Genomic DNA, 14,957 nt, shown 5'->3' on the forward strand with positions numbered 1-14,957 from the left:
CGAGTTTAGGCGTAGGTCCCTCTCCGCCACCCATGCGGAGTGCGAGGCTCCTCCGAGGTGATGCCGGACGAGGTGTTCAGGACGTCACGCGCTCGACGATCTCGAGGTAGCGCGGCTCGGCGGCCGTGCCGCCGAGTTGCAGCCAGCGGACCGGTCGTCGATCGCGCAGCGCGAGGGTGTCACGGACCGCGTCGTTGTAGAACCGCCGCGAGATCATCACCCGCGTCTCGGCGTCGGCGAGCTCCGAGACCAGCTGCGCCCGCAGCGTCGAGTGGTCGACCTGGGCCAGATGCGCCGACACGGCGTTCTCCGCGGCCTCCCGGTTCTCCCGGTCCGCGCGTTCGGCGCGATCGGCGCAGGTGATCAACTCGCGACCGTCGGGGCCGAGACCGGCGCCGATCGCACGCGCCACCACCGCCCGCCGTGCGAGCGCGGAGTCGAGCGCCTGCCACGCGAGGTCGACACGGACGTGCAGCCGGTCGAGACGGTTGGCGGTCTTGTACACCCAGCCCACCCCGACACCGATCACGACGAGCACGATCGCGATGACGAGGACGGTCAGAGCGGACACCGTCATGGATTGCCTCCTGGTGGGGTGTGCGGGCGAACAGTCGGGCGGATCAGTCGCTGACGAACACCGGTTCGGCGCCGACGACGACGGTCTCGTACACCTGCAGGATCCGGTCGGCGATGCGGGACCAGTCGTACCGCATCGCCACCTCGTGCGCCGTGGCCACCAGCGCGGCGCGGGCGTCCTCGTCGCGGAGGAGGTCGACGACGGCCGACGACAACGCGGCGGGCTCACCGGCGCGCACGAGGCGTCCGGCCCGACCGTCGTCGAGGACACGCCGGAAGGCGTCGAGGTCGCTCGCGACCACCGCCGCCCCGGAGGCCATCGCCTCCACGAGCACGATGCCGAAGCTCTCGCCACCGAGATTCGGGGCGACATAGACGTCGGCCGAGGCGAGCGCCCTGGCCTTGGTCGCGTCGTCGACCTGTCCGAGGAACACCAGGTGGTCGGAGAGCGATCCGGCGCGCCGCCGCAGCGCACGCTCGTGACCGGTGCCGACGACGAGGACCGACACGTCGGGGACCGCGGCGACGATCGACGGCAGCGCGCGCATGAGCACGTCGATGCCCTTGCGGGGTTCGTCGTAGCGACCGAGGAACAGGATGGTGCGGCCGCGTCGGCCGTGGCCCTCCAGCGGACGCGCATCGGCGAACGCCGAGACGTGGATGCCGTTGGGGATCTCCACCGCGTCGGAACCGAGGGACTCCATCTGCCAGCGACGGGCCAGCTCCGAGACGGCGATCTTGCCGACGATCCGTTCGTGGTACGGCCGCAGGATCCCCTGGAAGATGCTCAGCCACAACGATTTCGTCGTCGACGTGTGGAAGGTGGTGACGATCGGCCCCTGGGCCACCATCAGCGACAGCATGGAGATGCTGGGCGCGTTGGGCTCGTGGACGTGGAGCACGTCGAACCGCCCGTCGCGCAACCACGTGCGCAGCCGCCGGTAGGCGTCAGGTCCGAACGCGACCCGCGAGACCGACCCGTTGTACGGGATGGACAACGCCGGACCGACGGACACGACGTAGTCGGGCAGGGCGACCTCGTCCCCCGCGGGTGCGAGCACGCTGACGGTGTGTCCGCGCTCGATGAACACCTGGGCGAGTTCGACCACGTGCGCCTGCACACCGCCCGGTGTGTCGAAGGCGTACGGACAGATCATCCCGATCCTCATCGGTCACCCCCGCTCCCGGTGCCGCGCGGGTCGTCACCGGCCCCGAGTCGCTCCCGACGGCGCTGCGACCAGTCGGCCTCCCACAGCGGCTGCAGCATGTGCCAGTCCGCGGGGTGGGCCGCGATGTTGCGGGCGAACACGTCGGCCATCGCCTGCGTGGCGGCCTGCACGCCGCCGCTGACGTCGACGGGAGGGTCGCAGGAGATCTGCGAACCGTGGGTGTCGGTGAACCAGTGGTGGACCGGCAGCAGAGCCGCACCGGTCTCCATCGCGAGCTTGGCCGGCCCGGCGGGCATGCGGGTCGGTTCCCCGAAGAACGTCACCGGTACACCGTGTTCGGCGAGGTCGCGTTCGGCCAGCAGACACACCACCTTGCCCGCGCGCAGTCGTTCCGCGAGCAGCGCGAAGGGCGGCGTCTCGCCGCCACTGAGCGGGAAGATCTCGAAACCGAGGCTCTCGCGGTAGGCGACGAAGCGTTCGAACAGCGACTCCGGCCGCAGCCTCTCGGCGACGGTCGAGAACCCGCCGATCCGGTTCACCAGCCACACGCCGGCCATGTCCCAGTTGCCGCTGTGCGGCAGGGCGAACACGACACCCTTGCCCCGGGCGTGGGCCTGTTCGAAGTTCGCGAGGTCCGCGGGCGCGACATGGACCCGCGACGCCGCGGTCGCGAAGTCCATCGACGGCAGACGGAACGCCTCGCGCCAGTACCGGGCGTACGAGCGGGTCGAGGCGCGCATGAGGTCGTCGGGGACGTCGGTCGGGTCGACCCCCAGCACACGGGACAGGTTGCGACGCAACTGCTCCGGCCCGCCGTTGCCGCCCGCGCGGCTGCCGGCGGCGTCGAACGCCGCACGCACCCACGGTTCGGGCAGACGACGGATCAGCGACCACCCGGCGCCGTAGCCGAGGTCGGCGGCGCGTTCGGCGAGACTCACCGGGTCGGGCCCTGCTCTCCGGTCGGCTCGGGAGTCGCGGTGTCCAGCGGGAGAAGGTCGCGTGCGCCCGGCGAGCGCGAGATCGACTGCATCCGCTGGCCGACGGTGACGACACTGCCGACCGCGAGCACCCACACCGCGACGTCGATCGCCCACGGCAGTCCCATCCCGGTGACCCCGGCACCGACCAGGATGATGATCAACCGTTCCGGACGCTCGATCAGACCCCCGTTGCCGTTCAGGCCGCTCGCCTCCGCACGTGCCTTGGCGTACGAGATCACCTGCGAGGTGACCAGGCAGATCATCAGGCCCACGAACAGGACCCGGTTGTCCTGGTGGGCGAGACTCCACCAGCCGAGCGCGGCGAAGATGGCCCCGTCGGCGATGCGATCGCAGGTGGCGTCGAGGACGGCCCCGAACCGCGTCCCGCCACCCCGGGCGCGAGCCATGGCGCCGTCGAGCATGTCGAACATGACGAACAGCCAGATGAGCAGCGCACCGATCAGGAGGTGCCCGGTCGGGAACAGCGCGACGGCGGAGGCGACGGACGCGACGGTGCCGATGACGGTCATCGAGTCGGGCGAGAGTCCCGCCTTGAGGAGCACCCGTGCGATGGGCTCGGTGATCCTGCCCATGCCCGCGCGTCCACGGATGCTGAGGAACCTCGCCATGTCAGTGCCCGACGGCGGTCCACGCCTGCGCCAGGAGTGCGCGGGTGTCGCGCAACAGCTGCGGCATGACCTTGGTCTCGCCGATGACCGTGATGAAGTTGGCGTCGCCGCCCCACCGCGGGACGACGTGCATGTGCAGGTGCTCGGCGAGTGATCCGCCCGCCGCGGCACCGAGGTTGAGGCCGACGTTGAACGCGTGCGGCCTCGACACCGACTTGATCGCCCGGATGAGCCGCTGGGTGAACGCCATCAGCTCGGTGCTCTCGGCCGTCGTCAGATCCTCGAGGTCGGCGACCTGCCGGTACGGCACGATCATCGAGTGGCCCGGGTTGTACGGGTAGAGGTTGAGCACGCAGTAGACGCTCTCGCCGCGTGCGACGACGAGCCCGTCCTCGTCGGACATCAACGGGATGTCGAGGAACGGGTGGCTCGACGCCGCCGACCCACCGGCGGGCGCCTTGATGGATCCCGTGATGTAGGACATCCGGTGCGGGCTCCACAGCCGGGTCAACCGGTCGGGTTCGCCGGCGCCCTCGTCGCGGATCGTCTCGTCGGTCACGTCGCGTCCGGGCCCAACTGCTCGAACAGTGCCGCGGTCGGTGAGGCGTTGCGCCGCGCACGGACCCAGTCGACGATCGCGTCGACCGCCGAGGACACCGGGACACCGTTGACCTGCGTGCCGTCCCGGAACCGGAAGCTGACGGCGCCCGCCTGCTGATCGCGGTCGCCGGCGAGCATCATGAACGGGACCTTACCCGTGGTGTGGTTGCGGATCTTCTTCTGCATCCGGTCCTCGGAGGCGTCCACCTCGGCGCGGATCCCGTGCTCGCGCAGCGCGTCGACGACGGTCTGCAGATGTCCTACGTACTCCTCCGCGACCGGGATGCCGACCACCTGGACCGGCGACAACCACGCGGGGAACGCGCCGGCGTAGTGCTCGGTGAGGACACCGAAGAACCGTTCGATGGAGCCGAACAGGGCGCGGTGGATCATCACCGGGCGGTGCTTGGCACCGTCGTTGCCGGTGTACTCGAGCTCGAAGCGGTCGGGCAGCATCAGGTCGACCTGGATGGTCGACATCTGCCAGGTGCGGCCGATCGCGTCCCGGGCCTGCACCGAGATCTTCGGCGCGTAGAACGCGGCGCCGCCCGGATCGTCGACGAGGTCGAGACCGAAGCTCGACGCCGCGTCGCGCAGGACCTCGGTGGCCTCGGCCCACGCCTCGTCCGAGCCGATCGACTTCTCCGGGTTCCGCGTCGACAGCTCCAGGTAGAAGTCGTCGAGGCCGTAGTCGCGCAGCAGGTCGAGCACGAACTGCAGCAGCGACCGCACCTCGTCGCCCATCTGTTCGCGGGTGCAGTAGATGTGCGCGTCGTCCTGGGTGAAGCCGCGGGCGCGCGTCAGACCGTGCACCACACCCGACTTCTCGTACCGGTAGACCGTGCCGAACTCGAAGAGCCGCAAGGGCAGTTCCCGGTAGGACCGGCCGCGGGAGCGGTAGATGAGGTTGTGCATCGGGCAGTTCATCGGCTTGAGGTAGTAGTCCACCGACGGCTTGCGGATGGTCCCGTCCGGGTTGCGCTCCTCGTCGAGCTGCATCGGGGGGTACATGCCCTCCGAGTACCAGTCGAGGTGGCCCGACAGCTCGAACAACGAGCCCTTCGTCGCATGCGGCGAGTAGACGAACTCGTAGCCGGCCTGTGCGTGTCGCAGCCGCGAGTAGTCCTCGAGTTCCTTGCGGATGATGCCGCCCTTGGGGTGGAACACCGGCAGGCCCGAACCGATCTCGTCGGGGAAGCTGAACAGGTCGAGTTCGGCGCCGAGGCGTCGGTGGTCGCGGCGTTCGGCCTCGGCGAGGCGTTCGAGGTGGGTGTCGAGCGCCTCCTGCGACTCCCACGCGGTGCCGTAGATCCGCTGCAGGCCGGCCTTCGACTGGTCGCCGCGCCAGTAGGCCGCCGAGCTGCGGGTGACCTTGAAGGCCGGGATGTACTTGGTGGTCGGCACGTGCGGACCACGGCACAGATCACCCCATATGCGTTCGCCGGTGCGGGGGTTGAGGTTGTCGTAGGCGGTGAGCTCTCCCCCGCCGACCTCCATCACCTCGGGATCGTCGGCAGATCCCTTGTCGTCGACGAGCTCGAGCTTGTAGGGCTCGGAGGCGAGTTCTGCCTTCGCCTCGTCGAGGGAGTCGTAGACACGACGCGAGAACCGCTGGCCGCTCTTGATGATCTGCTTCATCTTCTTCTCGAGGGCGGTGAGGTCCTCGGGGGTGAAGGGTTCGGCGACGTCGAAGTCGTAGTAGAAGCCGTCGGTGATGGGCGGCCCGATGCCGAGCTTGGCGTCCGGGAACAGCTCCTGGACCGCCTGCGCGAGGACGTGTGCGGTCGAGTGACGGATCACCGAGCGACCCGCCTCGGAGTCGGCCCGGACCGGTTCGACGTCGGTGTCCGCGTCGGGCGCCCAGGACAGATCCCGCAGGTTCCCCTCGGCGTCGCGGACGACGACGATCGCGTCGGGTCCCTTGTTCGGTGCGCCCGCCTCGCGCAGAGCGGTCCCCGCCGTGGTCCCGGCCGGCACGCGGACGGATGCGGGCAGGACGTTCTCGGGCACGGCGGTGGCTCCTCGCAGATGTCGGGACGGCCGACACCCATCCGGTGTCGGCCGCATAGATCGTATCGGCCGTGGACCGGCGACCCTCGGGCCGTCGACGTCGGTAGGTGTCAGAACAGCGGGCTGGCCAACCACGACCAGTGGATGCCCACCCACCCCGCACCGAGTTTCAGCGCACCGAGGATCCACAGGGTGGCGACGACGACCGCGAAGGTGAACAGACCGAAGAGCAGCTGCACCGACCAGTGCTGGGCCTTCAGCCAGTCGGCGAATGCGTCGTACCGGCCGCGCGCGAATCGCAGCAGACGGTGCGCCCACGTGAACTCGGTGGCGAGGATCCCGAGGCCGGTGAAGACGACGAGCCAGCCGGGACCGGGATACGGGATGAGGATGATGCCGACGATCAGCACCGCGGTGCCGACCACCCCGACGCCGGTCCGGTAGGCGAGTTCCAGAGCGGGACGCTTCGCCAGCGCTTGCCGACGCCGCTGCAGACCGTCGGGAAGAAGGCTGCCGGGCTCGTCGACCGGATCCTCGTCGTGTGGGCGCGTCACCGTTGCGTCGCTCTGGTCGGTCATCTCTGGCGTCCTCGCGTCGGTGACTGGGTCGGGTCACAGCCTACGTAATCGGACATACCGGCGGGACCGCCGAAAGGAGGGGGTGCACGGATGGGATGGGTGGTCCCGGCTGGGATCGAACCAGCGACCTCCCCGGTGTGAACGGGACGCTCTTCCACTGAGCCACGGGACCGCGCGGAACGGCGAGACGCTCCGACAGGTGCAGAACACTATCACGGTGATTCGACTGTCCCCGCATCGCCCGGCGGTGCGCCGACTCGCGCAGGCGCGGCAAGCGAAAACGCGCTCACCAGGCGATTTGTAAGCCGTCCGGGGCTCGGATAGTGTTCGTCTTCGCACCGCGAGGCCCACAAGGCCACGCGAGGCACGCGGATGTAGCGCAGCTGGTAGCGCATCACCTTGCCAAGGTGAGGGTCGCGGGTTCGAATCCCGTCATCCGCTCGGAGGAAGAATTTTCACCGTGGCGGTGTGGCCGAGTGGTGAGGCAACGGCCTGCAAAGCCGTGCACACGGGTTCGATTCCCGTCGCCGCCTCCAGATCGTCAACTCAATACTCGCGCGATTAGCTCAGTGGGAGAGCGCTTCCCTGACACGGAAGAGGTCACTGGTTCAATCCCAGTATCGCGCACCAGTGTTATACCAGGTCAGCCCCGGTTTTCGAACCGGGGCTGACTCGTTTCTGTCGTAGGTACGTATTAGCGCACGACAGCGGCGTGTCGGTCTGTCAAGTGACGACGACCGGAGAGGACCGATCCGATGGACCACGAGGACAACCTGCACCGCAACCTGGTCCCGCTCTCACACCGGTTCCGCGAGCTACTCGACGAGGACCTCTCCGACGTGGATTTTCAGTTCATGGTCGAGTTGGCGTTGATCGACCACCGTCACGAGATGCGGTCTCGAGGGAACTAGGACACGAGGCCAACGGACGCCGCGGACAGTGCGTCCGCGTTCACACGCGTCGGATCGCGTGAGTGGGGATGCGACGATCGCGGGGTGAATACTGCGCGGTGGTTTGTCACGATCTTGGCGCTCGTCGGTGCGGTGTCGGCAGCGCTCGGCCTTTATCGCGTCGCAACAGCGCAGAGACGAGCCGACCGCGCGAGGTCCGCACGTGAACGTCGTTCCGCCGAGCTAAGCGAGCTGGGTCCGGCCGGAGCGGTAGCCGGGGCGGCGAATTACGAGGAACAGGCAGCCGCTTTGGTCGGTCAGCTTGCCGAGGCTATTGCGCTCGAGTCACCCGGCGACGGCGAGATTCCGCGATCCTCGCGTGTCGATTACGTCCTACTTGCAATCGGCATCCTCGCCAACACGGCCGCGACGCTCGTCGGCGCAGTCTTCGTCTAGATCCTCGCCGGATCTCCGATCCGTGCGGATTTGGTCCGCTCGGACGTGATCTGACTCGGGACCCCAGTCGTCGAGCCACCACGGCAGCGGCAACATCCATCGCGAGTACAAGTGGTCGCCCGGCGTCTCGGGCATACCGGGGAAGATGTTCGCCATGCGTTGCAGCGCGTGCACGTACCGACGCATGCGCCCCAGCGACTCGAGCGCCCGCTCGAGCTCCGACTCGCGGACTTCCTGTAGCGAGTACATCGGCGTGCTCCACGTGGTGTCTTTCCACCCTTGCTTGGTCGGCACGACGACGGTCATGACGCGGTTTGGCTCATCCCCTTCGACTGCGTGGATCCACCACATGTGAGCGAGCTTGTTGCGGACCGTCCGCGCTCGATCGAACATCGTCGAGAACTCGTCGTGCGGCCAAGCAATCGACGAGTGCGCAGCAATTGCGTTGAGAATGCGCGGGATCCCCTCGCTGTCCTTCATCTCGAGATCTGCGCCGCGCGATGCGAGTGCAGACCGCAGATACTGCACGCGCACATAGACATTCTCGTAGGCGCCGATGAGGTTGAGCGCCGAGCGTTCCATCGATTCGCCGAGTAGGAATGACACCTGCTCGTCGAGCCGGTCACGCTCAATCCGCTGTTGAAACTCGTCCGGCGCAGACCAGTCCCGCGGTCGTGCACCAACGCCGTCGTTTGACATGCCGCGAGGCTAGAGGCAGCCGGGGGCGCTCGCGAGGCCCGTCGAGAGAAATTTGTCGTGCATCGACCGTAGGGTCGACAGCACTCGTCGCGGGCCGAGGGAGGTCAGCGCGACGTGTCGCGAGTCATCGAGTGGAAACCTCGGCGCTGCCCGACATGCAGCGCCGATTGGCGGTCCCGCCGCTCGCACCTCGTGGGGTGGAGCAACACGCGGGCGGTGCCGTGCCGGACGTGGATCTGCCATCAGTGCGACACCATCACCTACCGCGGGGATCTTCCGGCGGTCGAAGATCGTCCAATTGACGGTGCCCGATAGCACGACTGAGAGGATCGGAGCAGCGAATGCGTCGAGTCGTTCACTTTCCCATTTGACGCAGTGCATTTCGCGATCGGCTCCGCTGCCCAGCAATCTTGCGACACGCCGAGGTTGATACATCGGTACGACACCCGCATTTGTCGCGCACAATGTCCCGATGGTCGGGGTGAATGCCGAAATGCATTGTGGGCGCTTCGGCGCGACCACTCACCATCATTCGTCGATCGGGGCGGTATCGAATGGCTAGCGCGGACGAGTCAGCGCGGGAGTGGTCCTACTGGACACGCAACAAGCTTCAGATCCTCGCCGACTACGCTCCGCTGTTCAACAACGCGAGTAAAAAGTCTAGCGAGCGCATCTACCTCGACCTCATGGCCGGCCAGCCACTGAATATCGATCGAGACACGAAGCAACGCTTTGACGGTTCACCTCTGTTAGCCCTGAGAAGCAACCCACCCTTTACGAGGCTACGTTTCGGCGAGCTCGGCGTAAGGGCTGACCGCCTCGAGAGTTATCTACACGAGCACTTCCCCGGCGACGACCGGTTCCGTGTCGTAAAGGGTGACTGCAACACGACCATTGACGAGGTACTTGCAGATCTGAGTGCCTATCGGTGGGCACCCACTTTCGCGTTTTTGGATCAGCAGGCGGCCGAGATCGAATGGCCCACGATCGAAAAACTTGCTCGCTTTCGGAGGAACAAGTCGGGGTGGAAGTCGGAGTTATGGATTCTCATGTCGCCTGCCATGATCGTGCGTGAGGCTAAGTCACCTGAGTACCGGGAGAGGGTGTCGCGGCTATACGGAGACGATCGTTGGCTGCGGATTCAACGCGCACGTGAGAGCAATTCCATTTCGGCGGCTGAGTATCGCGATGCGATGGTGAACCTGATGCGGTTTCGGCTCGAGAGCGATCTCGGTTATAAATTTACGCACCGGATCCCGATGAAGATGCTTCGGAACAGCGTTCAAATTTTCGACATGGTGTTCGCGACCGATCACCCCGCCGGTGACCGCATTATGCGGAATCTCTACAACAAGGCTGCGGAACGCGAGCCGCGCATGCGGCAAGCGGCCCGAGACGCTCAAATTGCTGCAACGGGCCAGTTCTCGTTTTTCGACGATATTGAGCTCGAGGTGGGCGACAATGAGCCAGCGAAAGCAGGTCAGGCTTTGTGGAAGCCCTCAGCTACTTGGGATCCGTCAGATCGCGACTGGTGGCACCGGTTCGCGTGAGGAGGTTGGCATTTCGTCCCAAGTGCGTTCGTCTAGCGTTCGGCCAAGAGCTTTGGGCGTCCGACCGCCCCATTGCTTAAAGAAGAATGCGACGCCGGCCTCGGCGCACGAATCGCGAATCTCGCGCGCCCAGCTGACCTCCATTGGGCGGGCGTTCGGACCAGACTCGCCGCCGGCAATGACCCAATCGATACTCTCGAGGTCGATGTTTGTGAGCGGACCCAGCATTGGCTCGCAGGATAGAAACCGAACGGCTGGCGGTGTGTCGCGGAGGTGGTCAATGCGATAGAACTCGTTAGAGCTCTCGACTGACACGCCCATCCAAAGGTTGTCGGGCCAATCGAGTTGGTCCGCCACCCGCGTGAGACGCAAACTCCGCTTTGTAAGCACCTGGTAGGTGTGTTGCGGCGTCTCGCGCATCACGTCGAATACGTCTCTCACGAAATCAGTTGGCACTCGTGCGTGAAACAGGTCCGACATGGAGTTCACGAATACGGTGCGCGGTGCGCGCCAACGTTTCGGCTCATCTAGAGCCTGCGGATGCACAGTCACGTCAAACCCGGGACCGGACGTCTGCGGGTCCCCGTCGTTCTGATACTTGCTGGAGCCCATCGCTTTTAGTCGCTTGGCAAGCGCCATTGCATAACAGTGATCGCAGCCAGCCGAGACCCGATCACAGCCAGTTACCGGGTTCCACGTCGCTTCGGTCCACTCGATCGCCGACCTATCCGCCATTTTGCCACCTTAGTTTATCGAATATCTGTTCGACGTAGATTCGTGAGGTCACTCCGCGAGCCCCGCGCTCTGGTGCCCACCGCGTTTGACGCCGCGCACCGCCTCGAGCAGAACCGGGACCGCGATCGCGGCGCCGTGAACTCGTCACCGCACGCCGGGCACGTGTGGCGACGTGCAGCGCGGGCGTCGGCGCGGCACTGCTGACAGACGATCGCCGAGGCCGACGCCGCACTGCGGTCGACCGGCGCCGAACACCTCGAGCACCGGTCCCGAGTCACCCCGACTCCCCCGGCGTCACGGGCCCGCTGCGCGAGCACCCGGGCACACGACGCCGAGCACGTCACCCGGCGAGTAGTCGCAGGAAATGATCTTCCGCATGAGACGCATTCCCGCGGTTTCGCCTGTTCAGCGACCGAAATCACCGAAACTCCTCCGAAATGTTTCGAGCCTGGTCGGAAATTGTGGCTGCGCGTGGCGGTCATGGTGTGCGCCTCCAAAAATCGGCGTTACGTCCTGCGGGGCGGACGGTCCCGCGCGGCCAGCATCGGATCCGAGCGCGGCTCGCGCCCTTGTCGGTCTGCGCGCCGTACCGGGCGCGGTGGAGCGCGGCCGGGTGAGCGGAGAGGACGCCCACACTCACCCGGCCGCAGGACTTCACCGAGTCGGGCTGACGCTCTCGGATACCCGGTCGACGATGAGCAGCACACCGGCGGCGAGCACGGCGGCGCCCCACGATCCGGTGGTGAGCCCGACGCCGACGACGACGAGTGCGACGCCGAGCAGACCGACGGATGGGCGACCGACGCGGCCATGCGCGCAGCGTCGGTCGTGCGGGTGTCGGTCACGCTGTGTACGTCGGCGGGACGAGCCCGGTGCCGGTGATCCGGCCGACCGAGGTGACGTACCGCTCGGGGATCATGGCGCTATAGCCCATCGCACGGAACAGGACACCGGCGGTGTCGGCGTATGTCGCCTCGAATGCCTCGAACCGCAGGTCGCTCTCCCATAGCCGAATGTCGTTGCGTCGGAACACGAGCACGACGTCCTGGTTCGTGTTGGCGCCGAGGTTCGTCGGGATGTTCGGGTCGATGTAGACCGGGATCCCCTGCAACTTGCCGACCGCACCCTGCGCGGCGAGCTCGCCGTCGGCGATCGAGTTGACCCCGGATCCGTCGCCCGACAGGTCGACGAGCGGTCGGCCGGTGCTGTCGAGGCTCGAGGCGATCCACGCCCACCGCCGCGGGTGCATGACGATCGTGTCGGCCTGGAGGAACCGCCCACCCGCGATCGCACCGGTGAGCGCGCCGATCTGCCCGACGAATCCGCCGGCGGTCGGAGTGCCGGCCGGGGACCACGTCTGCGTCGGGCCCGCGGTGACAGTGAGGTAGCCGCGCAGCGTGCCACCGGTGCCGGTGCCGTTGATCGCCTGCGACCCGATCTGCGTCGCGTAGGCGGCGGACAGGTCGGCGCCGATCACCTCGTCGAAATTCGTACCGCTCTGGTCGAGCAGCTGTCGCGACACGAGTTGCTTGCCGCCGATCGTGACGATCCCGCTCGAGAGCGACGTCGTGGTGAGGTCGGTCTGTGAGAGCGCGGTGTTCTGCGTGGTCTGCGGTGCGACGCTCGTGCCGGTCGCGACCTTCGGCAGGTTCACTGACGACACGCCGTCAGGCAGGATCTCGTGAGCGAACAGGTCCGCGGTGACGCGACCGGGCCGGGCGAGCGCGACGAACTCGTCGACGAGCCACTGCGGCGGCGCGAACTCGCCGCCGGATCCGCCGACGGCGCCGGTGTTGCCGAGTGCGGGTGTCTCGCGGACGTGCTCGTCGTGGGCGCGCAGCCGGTCGGCGGCGGCGTAGTCACCGGCGAGGCGGGCGCGGGCGAGGTCGCGCAGGAACGAGACCTGACGCTGATTGTCGCGGCGGTACATGTCGGGTTCGGTCACGCTGGTCATGGCAGATCGTCCGTTCTGGTCGTGGGGGTCGGCGGTATTGCCGGTACGGGCGCGTGCGGCGTCGTCGGCGCGCTGTCGTTCGGCGCGGTCCTCGGCTTCCCACCGAGCCGCCTGCGCCTCGAACTCGGGCATCCATGAGTCGAGCAGTCGCTGATACTCGAGCGCAGAGTCGACGACTCGCTGATCGGACGCCGTGAGCCCGGTCGTCGTGGAGCCGCGAGCCATGCGCAGCGCCTCGTCGAGCCCGCCGCGGAGATCCTGTAGGTACTCGAACGCGTTTCCGCGGTAGCTCGACTCGAATCCGGTGTCGCGCCGTACCGCGTCGACGAGTCCGCGCTCATCGAGGGTGAGTCGTCGCAGCTTGGCGATGTGCTGATTCACTCGGGTTTCTCCCGGTAGGTGCTGGTGTCGCGGCGTGTTGCCCTCATCGCGGGCAGTGCTCGACGACTGGTGACTGTGGCTGCGTCCGAACCGGTGTCGTCACTCGGAGAGTGTCGCGACGGTGGTCGGGTCTGCCGACGTGGAGGGAGGTTCTCGGGCCGCGGAGCGTCACCCGGTACTGATCGCCTCGCGACTGACGCTAGCCCAGCTCCGCGACGGCCACAATGGGGCCCGGCGTGTCGTTTCTGTTGCTGCGGTGCCGATTTCAGCACGATCCTCGTCTCTCATCGCGGATCGTCGCCGTCGGCGATACCGGCGGCGGTGTCCGACCAGACGCCGCGCATGACGTTGTCGGGGGCGAGGCGGTCGCACATTTCGACGGCCATGCGCAGAGGACCGCGGGCGAGGGTGCGGAACGCTACGCCAACGACTGCGGGCCCGTCGATGCCGTGCTCGTCGAGTGCGCCGGTGATGACGGCGCCAATCGCCTCGGGTGACGTGCAGACGGCGGCGACAGCGTGAGCGAGCCGGTCACCGGCGCGCTCGATACGACGCGCGTCGTCGAGTTCGTTGGGGTTCATGCAGGGATTCCTCTCGGTGGCGATGGGTTCGTGCGGTAGTGAGTTACGTTCGGACGCAACTCGATTCTTTGGTAGAGGTGGTAATACCTTGGTAGGGCGACACCGGTTTCGCCTCGACTCGTCAAGGTTGTCGTCTCGTCTGTCATAGATGTCGTCTCGAGTTCTCCCGGCGCCGATCACGAGGCGTCACGGGTGTCGCTTGGAGTTTGGGTTGTCCACAACGTGCTGTGCAGTACTCGACACGACATCGGTGTCGCTTCGAGGCGGCATGAACCACAACCCCTCGGGCAGCGCGAGCCGATAATGAGTCGTCCGCTGTGACGGTTCAGCCGCGTACTGATTGCTCCGCTTCACGACCACGATGAGACCGCGCTCGCGGAGATCGTCCATAGCTCGATTGACCGTTCGTTCTGATCGACCGATGTCGGCCGCGAGCCGCTCCACCGACGGGAAAATGGATCCACCAGCAGCATCGCCGTAGGTGGCGAGAAGTAGACCGACAAGCTTGTGCGTCGGGTGCATCGGCATCGAGCGCACCGCCTGCTCCCAAACGAACCGACCGACGAGCTTGTCGTCGTGCTGCGCGGCCGTCATGTCGGATCATCGCCGTAGCCTCGCGGAGGGATGAGTCGCCCATGTCCGGTCGTCCCGTCGTCACGAGCGGCGGGTCGGCCGGGCGTCATCGTCTGTGTCCTCGCCGACGCGATCCGCGCGGCTGTCGTGCACGTTGTCCTCGAGTCGATCTCGAGCCTCCTGCGACGAGACGGGCCCGCTCATGCCGCCCCGCCGGACTCGAATGCGTCGTCGATCTCGTTGAGGTCGTACCGGACGATCCGGTTCGCCGCCCGGTAGCCCTTCACAATCCCGGCCGCTTCCCAGTCACTCAGCGTGCGGATCGAACACCCGATGTACTTCGCCGTCGTCTGTCGATTCGCCCACCGACGCGAGCGGGCGCGCTCGATGAGCTCGGCGCCTCCGCCCCTCGCTGCCCTACGTGCCACTGTCCCGACCCTTCCTCGTGTTGTGAGGCAGACGGTAGCCACGTGCAGAGACGTCAAGCGACTTAAAGCATTGCAGCGCAACGGCTTTCGTGGCGTGTCGTTAGATCGTGTGTCGCGCAGCGTCGCGTCCTGTCGCGGTCATTCGGCGTGTCACAACGCAATGTCACG

The 14,957-nt window shown here is 66.8% G+C and carries 14 protein-coding genes, 4 tRNA genes and 1 pseudogene; 5 read left to right on the forward strand and 14 right to left on the reverse strand.

The features are described from left to right. Positions 1 to 88 precede the first annotated feature (88 nt). From ACXVUM_RS17795 to ACXVUM_RS17830, 8 genes and pseudogenes are all read right to left on the reverse strand, one after another. Positions 89 to 577 (reverse strand): annotated as a pseudogene (locus ACXVUM_RS17795) (exopolyphosphatase); the annotation flags it as partial. A gap of 43 nt (positions 578 to 620) precedes the next feature. Beyond that, complete coding sequence (locus ACXVUM_RS17800; protein WP_458523252.1) at positions 621 to 1,745, reverse strand: glycosyltransferase family 4 protein; 1,125 nt, start codon at positions 1,743 to 1,745, stop codon at positions 621 to 623. Continuing rightward, on the reverse strand, positions 1,742 to 2,683 hold the full coding sequence (locus ACXVUM_RS17805; protein WP_458523253.1) for a phosphatidylinositol mannoside acyltransferase: 942 nt from the start codon (positions 2,681 to 2,683) through the stop codon (positions 1,742 to 1,744). Before ACXVUM_RS17805 ends, ACXVUM_RS17800 begins: the two co-directional genes overlap by 4 nt. After that, the gene (gene pgsA / locus ACXVUM_RS17810; protein ID WP_458523254.1) at positions 2,680 to 3,318 is read right to left on the reverse strand and encodes a phosphatidylinositol phosphate synthase; all 639 of its coding nucleotides are present in this window, start codon (positions 3,316 to 3,318) and stop codon (positions 2,680 to 2,682) included. The genes ACXVUM_RS17805 and pgsA overlap by 4 nt, the downstream gene beginning before the upstream one ends. 37 nt (positions 3,319 to 3,355) lie before the next feature. Further along, on the reverse strand, positions 3,356 to 3,913 hold the full coding sequence (locus ACXVUM_RS17815) for an HIT family protein (protein ID WP_458523255.1): 558 nt from the start codon (positions 3,911 to 3,913) through the stop codon (positions 3,356 to 3,358). Next, entirely contained in the window at positions 3,910 to 5,964 is a 2,055-nt protein-coding gene (thrS, locus tag ACXVUM_RS17820; RefSeq protein WP_458523256.1) for a threonine--tRNA ligase, read from the reverse strand. Before thrS ends, ACXVUM_RS17815 begins: the two co-directional genes overlap by 4 nt. A 110-nt stretch (positions 5,965 to 6,074) precedes the next feature. Further along, entirely contained in the window at positions 6,075 to 6,542 is a 468-nt protein-coding gene (locus tag ACXVUM_RS17825; RefSeq protein WP_458523257.1) for a TIGR02611 family protein, read from the reverse strand. Positions 6,543 to 6,642: 100 nt separating this feature from the next. Beyond that, a tRNA-Val gene (locus ACXVUM_RS17830) sits at positions 6,643 to 6,714 on the reverse strand. A 196-nt stretch (positions 6,715 to 6,910) separates the two neighbouring features. On the opposite strand from ACXVUM_RS17830, the gene ACXVUM_RS17835 reads away from it, so the two are divergent. The 4 genes from ACXVUM_RS17835 to ACXVUM_RS17850 all read left to right on the forward strand — a co-directional run bounded on the left by ACXVUM_RS17835 (position 6,911) and on the right by ACXVUM_RS17850 (position 7,453). Continuing rightward, a tRNA-Gly gene (locus ACXVUM_RS17835) sits at positions 6,911 to 6,983 on the forward strand. A 21-nt stretch (positions 6,984 to 7,004) separates the two neighbouring features. After that, positions 7,005 to 7,078, forward strand: a tRNA-Cys gene (locus ACXVUM_RS17840). Positions 7,079 to 7,097: 19 nt separating this feature from the next. Further along, positions 7,098 to 7,172 (forward strand) — tRNA-Val (locus ACXVUM_RS17845). Positions 7,173 to 7,297: 125 nt separating this feature from the next. Beyond that, a complete protein-coding gene (locus ACXVUM_RS17850) occupies positions 7,298 to 7,453 on the forward strand; it encodes a hypothetical protein (RefSeq protein WP_458523258.1) in 156 nt (51 codons plus the stop codon). Between the two features lie 372 nt (positions 7,454 to 7,825). On the opposite strand, the gene ACXVUM_RS17855 is transcribed toward ACXVUM_RS17850, so the two are convergent. Further along, on the reverse strand, positions 7,826 to 8,587 hold the full coding sequence (locus tag ACXVUM_RS17855; protein ID WP_458523259.1) for a hypothetical protein: 762 nt from the start codon (positions 8,585 to 8,587) through the stop codon (positions 7,826 to 7,828). Positions 8,588 to 9,141: 554 nt separating this feature from the next. Here ACXVUM_RS17855 and tcmP point away from each other — a divergent pair. Continuing rightward, complete coding sequence (gene tcmP, locus ACXVUM_RS17860) at positions 9,142 to 10,137, forward strand: three-Cys-motif partner protein TcmP (protein WP_458523260.1); 996 nt, start codon at positions 9,142 to 9,144, stop codon at positions 10,135 to 10,137. Here the strand turns inward: tcmP and ACXVUM_RS17865 are convergent. From ACXVUM_RS17865 to ACXVUM_RS17885, 5 genes are all read right to left on the reverse strand, one after another. After that, positions 10,105 to 10,872, reverse strand: a complete 768-nt coding sequence (locus ACXVUM_RS17865; protein WP_458523261.1) for a DUF5131 family protein — start codon at positions 10,870 to 10,872, stop codon at positions 10,105 to 10,107. The genes tcmP and ACXVUM_RS17865 overlap by 33 nt on opposite strands. A gap of 841 nt (positions 10,873 to 11,713) precedes the next feature. Continuing rightward, on the reverse strand, positions 11,714 to 13,207 hold the full coding sequence (locus ACXVUM_RS17870) for a phage major capsid protein (RefSeq protein ID WP_458523262.1): 1,494 nt from the start codon (positions 13,205 to 13,207) through the stop codon (positions 11,714 to 11,716). Positions 13,208 to 13,491: 284 nt separating this feature from the next. Further along, positions 13,492 to 13,788: a hypothetical protein gene (locus tag ACXVUM_RS17875; protein WP_458523263.1), complete on the reverse strand. Its 297-nt coding sequence runs from the start codon at positions 13,786 to 13,788 to the stop codon at positions 13,492 to 13,494. Positions 13,789 to 13,974: 186 nt separating this feature from the next. Then, positions 13,975 to 14,382, reverse strand: coding sequence for a helix-turn-helix domain-containing protein (locus ACXVUM_RS17880; protein WP_458523264.1), 408 nt, complete (start codon positions 14,380 to 14,382; stop codon positions 13,975 to 13,977). Between the two features lie 179 nt (positions 14,383 to 14,561). Then, positions 14,562 to 14,789, reverse strand: a complete 228-nt coding sequence (locus ACXVUM_RS17885) for a DNA-binding protein (protein WP_458523265.1) — start codon at positions 14,787 to 14,789, stop codon at positions 14,562 to 14,564. Positions 14,790 to 14,957 lie beyond the last annotated feature (168 nt).

This window comes from Williamsia sp. SKLECPSW1, assembly GCF_054332755.1.

What these genes read in the sequence shown, in the direction of transcription:
- ACXVUM_RS17800 (WP_458523252.1), bottom strand. Translation starts at nt 1,745, where the DNA reads ATGAGGATCGGGATGATCTGTCCGTACGCCTTCGACACACCGGGCGGT.
- pgsA (WP_458523254.1), bottom strand. Translation starts at nt 3,318, where the DNA reads ATGGGCAGGATCACCGAGCCCATCGCACGGGTGCTCCTCAAGGCGGGA.
- ACXVUM_RS17825 (WP_458523257.1), bottom strand. Translation starts at nt 6,542, where the DNA reads ATGACCGACCAGAGCGACGCAACGGTGACGCGCCCACACGACGAGGAT.
- ACXVUM_RS17850 (WP_458523258.1), top strand. Translation starts at nt 7,298, where the DNA reads ATGGACCACGAGGACAACCTGCACCGCAACCTGGTCCCGCTCTCACAC.
- ACXVUM_RS17855 (WP_458523259.1), bottom strand. Translation starts at nt 8,587, where the DNA reads ATGTCAAACGACGGCGTTGGTGCACGACCGCGGGACTGGTCTGCGCCG.
- tcmP (WP_458523260.1), top strand. Translation starts at nt 9,142, where the DNA reads ATGGCTAGCGCGGACGAGTCAGCGCGGGAGTGGTCCTACTGGACACGC.
- ACXVUM_RS17865 (WP_458523261.1), bottom strand. Translation starts at nt 10,872, where the DNA reads ATGGCGGATAGGTCGGCGATCGAGTGGACCGAAGCGACGTGGAACCCG.
- ACXVUM_RS17875 (WP_458523263.1), bottom strand. Translation starts at nt 13,788, where the DNA reads ATGAACCCCAACGAACTCGACGACGCGCGTCGTATCGAGCGCGCCGGT.
- ACXVUM_RS17880 (WP_458523264.1), bottom strand. Translation starts at nt 14,382, where the DNA reads ATGACGGCCGCGCAGCACGACGACAAGCTCGTCGGTCGGTTCGTTTGG.